Here is a 3,059-nt window from a genome sequence, read left to right as displayed (position 1 = left end):
TCTTCCGATCTGGGGGCGGCGTGTCCGGCGGCGCATCAGGCGGGGCGGGGAACGGCAACGGCGGCGGCATGCCGGGGGGAGACCTGGCCATCCATGCCGTGCACCCGGCGGGCATGGGCGAAGACCTCAGCCTGGATGTGGCCCGGCGCGAGGCCGAGGTGCGCGTGATCCTGAAGGCCATGCGCGCCAGCGGCGGCAACAAGGGCGAGGCCGCGCGCCTGCTTGGCGTCAGCCCGCGCACCCTGCGCTACAAGTTCAGCGAGTACGGATTGCGATTCTAGGGAAAACGGGGCGGACCGGGCTTGGTCATGCTTGGCCGGGGTGGCGCGGGGCGTGTGCGGGCCGGGCGGCGTTGTGCCGGTTCCGGGGGGCTGCCTGTCCGGTTGCCTGCCTGTCCGGTTGTCTGCCTGTCCGGTTGTCTGCCTGACCGGCTCGTGGGTTGTCCGGCAGGTTGATCTGCCTTGTCAGGCGACGGAAATGAGAACGGGCCGCAACTTTCGTTGCGGCCCTTTATTCTCGTGGTGCCGAAGGGGAGAGTCGAACTCCCACTCCCTTGCGGGAACTAGACCCTGAACCTAGCGTGTCTACCAATTCCACCACTTCGGCGCGGAGGAGTCGTATAGCCACAGGAGGGTGAGCTTGGCAAGCGGTTTTTTTGTCCGGCGAAAAAAAATGCCGATATATATGAATGGCGAGGGGGCACTGCCTTCATGTCCGGCCCTCTGGTTCGGCAGGTGAGCTGGCTGAGGGCGCGGCACAGGCTCGGTAGCTGGCGCGGCAAAAGGTCGGCAATTGGCGGGCCAGCACCGTGCGGCGCAGAGGTGCAAGCCTTGGCGGCCACGGACATGCCGGTCGCCTTGCCAAGGTGTGCCGGATGCCGCCTGACCGATCTGGCGCCCTGTCCCGTCCCCGGCCCGTGCACGCCGTCATTCACTCCATCGGGCACTCCATCGGGCACTCCATCGGGCGCTCCATCGGGCGCTCCATCGGGCGCTCCATCGGGTGCACCTTGGGGCGTTCATTGTCCGGGTGCTCATCCGTCCTTGCCGCCCGCCCTGCGCCTGTCCATCCCCCGCCCTTGAACCCGCGCGCCGTTTGGGGTAGCACGAGACGGCGCGGTGCCGGAACATCGACCCCGCGCCGTCAGCCGTTCACGCGGCCCCGCGCTGCATGCCCCTTGCCGCCCGATCTGCCGACATGCGCCGCGCACCATTCCGCCGTCACGAGTATTCATGGAAATCGCACGCGAATTACAGGAAATAGGCCTCGACCTCTCGCGGGGCAGCTGCGTCACCGTCGGCAACTTCGACGGCGTGCACAACGGCCACCGCAAGCTTATCGGGCGGGTCATGGCCAAGGCCGCCGCGCTGGGCGTGCCCTCGGTGGTGGTCACCTTCTGCCCGCACCCCCTGCGGGTGCTGGTGGGGCCGCACACCCCGCCGCTGATCACCGACTACGAGAAGAAGCTGGACCTGTTCGAGGCGCTGGGGGTGGACCTGACCCTGATGCTGCGCTTCACCCGCGAGATGGCCGCGCAGGAGCCGGAAGAGTTCGTGCGGCGCGTGCTGGTGGACGCCCTGCACACGCGCGAACTGGTCATCGGCTACGATTTTTCGCTGGGCAAGGGGCGCAAGGGCAACTTCGAACTGCTCCAGCGCCTGGGCGCGCAGTACGGCTTTGCCACAGAACGGCTGGACCCGGTCATCATCAACGACGCCGTGGTCAGTTCCACCCGCATCCGCGACCTGATCCGCGCGGGCGACGTGTGGGATGTGCGCCCGCTCATGGACCGCTTCTACGCCATCCGGGGCAAGGTGGTGCGCGGCATGGACCGGGGCGGCAAGCTGCTGGGCTTTCCCACCGCCAACATGGAGCCGCGCGACGAACTGATGCCGAGGCCCGGCGTGTACGCCACCTGGGTGCAGATCGACGGACAGGTGTATCAGGGCGTGACCAACGTGGGCTTCAACCCCACCTTCGACAACGCCCGGCTCAGCGTGGAAACGCACATCCTCGACTTCGATCGCGACATTTACGACTGGGAAATCCGCGTTTCGTTCGTGCATCGCCTGCGCGACGAGCGGAAGTTCTCCGGCCTCGACGAACTGGTGACCCAGATTCGCCGCGACGTGGACCTGGCCCGGCAGATATTGTCCGCGCCAGACGCGCGCCTGTAGCGTTCCGGCGGGATGCGTCCCGCCGCTTGGGCTGGACCCGTCGTCCCGCCGGATATTTCGCCCCGCCGCGAGCCCGGCCCCGTGCCGCGCAACGCGGCCCGCATGCCGCCGTAACGCACAGTGTCGCTGTGTGTTGACGGCGTGCACGCGTTACCGCAAGCCTGAAGCATCGGCGCCGGATGCGTCATGCCAGGGGCGCATCCCGTCAGGGGCGCATCCGGTCAGGGTCGCATTGGGTTCGGGACACATCCGGTCGGGTCACCCGCCAGGGAAGCACCGCCAAGGAAGCACCATGCTGCGCATGCTCAAGAAACCCGTGCACGAATTCCTGCGCCTGTACCGCACCGTGGCCTATGTGCGCCTTGGCGTGCTGGGCATGGGGCTGGGGCTGCTGTCCGGCTGCGCGGCCATCCTGTTCTTTCTGGGCATAGAGGCGGGCAAGCACTACATCCAGGTGGTCTGGGCCGGACTTTCGCTGCCCGCCCCGGCCGGAGAGACGCTGTTCGGCCATGCCGAGGCCGCCGCGCGCGCCTATCGCCCCTGGGTCATCGTGGCCGCGCTGGGCGTTACCGGGCTGGTCACGGGCTGGCTGGTGCAACGCTTTCTGCCCAACAGCCTGGACGGCATGACTGACGGCACCGACGCCATGATCCGCGCCTTTCACGCGGAAAAGGGCATCATCCGCAGGCGTGCCCCTGTCTTGAAGGGGCTTACCTCCATCTGCACCATCGCCGCCGGGGGCAGTGCCGGGCGCGAAGGGCCGGTGTCGCAGATCGGTGCGGGCATCGGCTCGTGGCTGTCCATGCGGCTGGGGCTTTCACCGCGCGAGCGGCGCATCCTGATGCTGGCGGGCGCGGCGGGGGGGCTGGGGGCGGTGTTCCG

General features: G+C 68.1%; 3 protein-coding genes and 1 tRNA gene. 3 read left to right on the top strand and 1 reads right to left on the bottom strand.

Going from position 1 to position 3,059, the window contains the following annotated elements; all coding sequences use genetic code 11:
* Positions 1-281, top strand: a 281-nt coding sequence (locus FVW20_RS19750; protein ID WP_231039041.1) for a helix-turn-helix domain-containing protein, incomplete at its 5' end; no start/stop codon positions are given.
* A 238-nt stretch (positions 282-519) separates the two neighbouring features.
* Here the strand turns inward: FVW20_RS19750 and FVW20_RS10950 are convergent.
* Positions 520-606, bottom strand: a tRNA-Leu gene (locus FVW20_RS10950).
* Positions 607-1,232: 626 nt separating this feature from the next.
* Here FVW20_RS10950 and FVW20_RS10945 point away from each other — a divergent pair.
* Both FVW20_RS10945 and FVW20_RS10940 read left to right on the top strand, forming a co-directional pair.
* On the top strand, positions 1,233-2,177 hold the full coding sequence (locus tag FVW20_RS10945) for a bifunctional riboflavin kinase/FAD synthetase (protein ID WP_196609585.1): 945 nt from the start codon (positions 1,233-1,235) through the stop codon (positions 2,175-2,177).
* 292 nt (positions 2,178-2,469) lie between these two features.
* A partial coding sequence (locus FVW20_RS10940) for a chloride channel protein (protein ID WP_196609583.1) occupies positions 2,470-3,059 on the top strand: 590 nt, incomplete at its 3' end.

It is taken from the genome of Nitratidesulfovibrio oxamicus (genome assembly GCF_015731765.1).
GTDB classification, from domain to species: Bacteria; Desulfobacterota; Desulfovibrionia; order Desulfovibrionales; family Desulfovibrionaceae; genus Cupidesulfovibrio; species Cupidesulfovibrio oxamicus.
The sequence above is the reverse complement of the archived record's forward strand: the minus strand, read 5'-3'. Positions and strand labels throughout refer to the sequence as shown.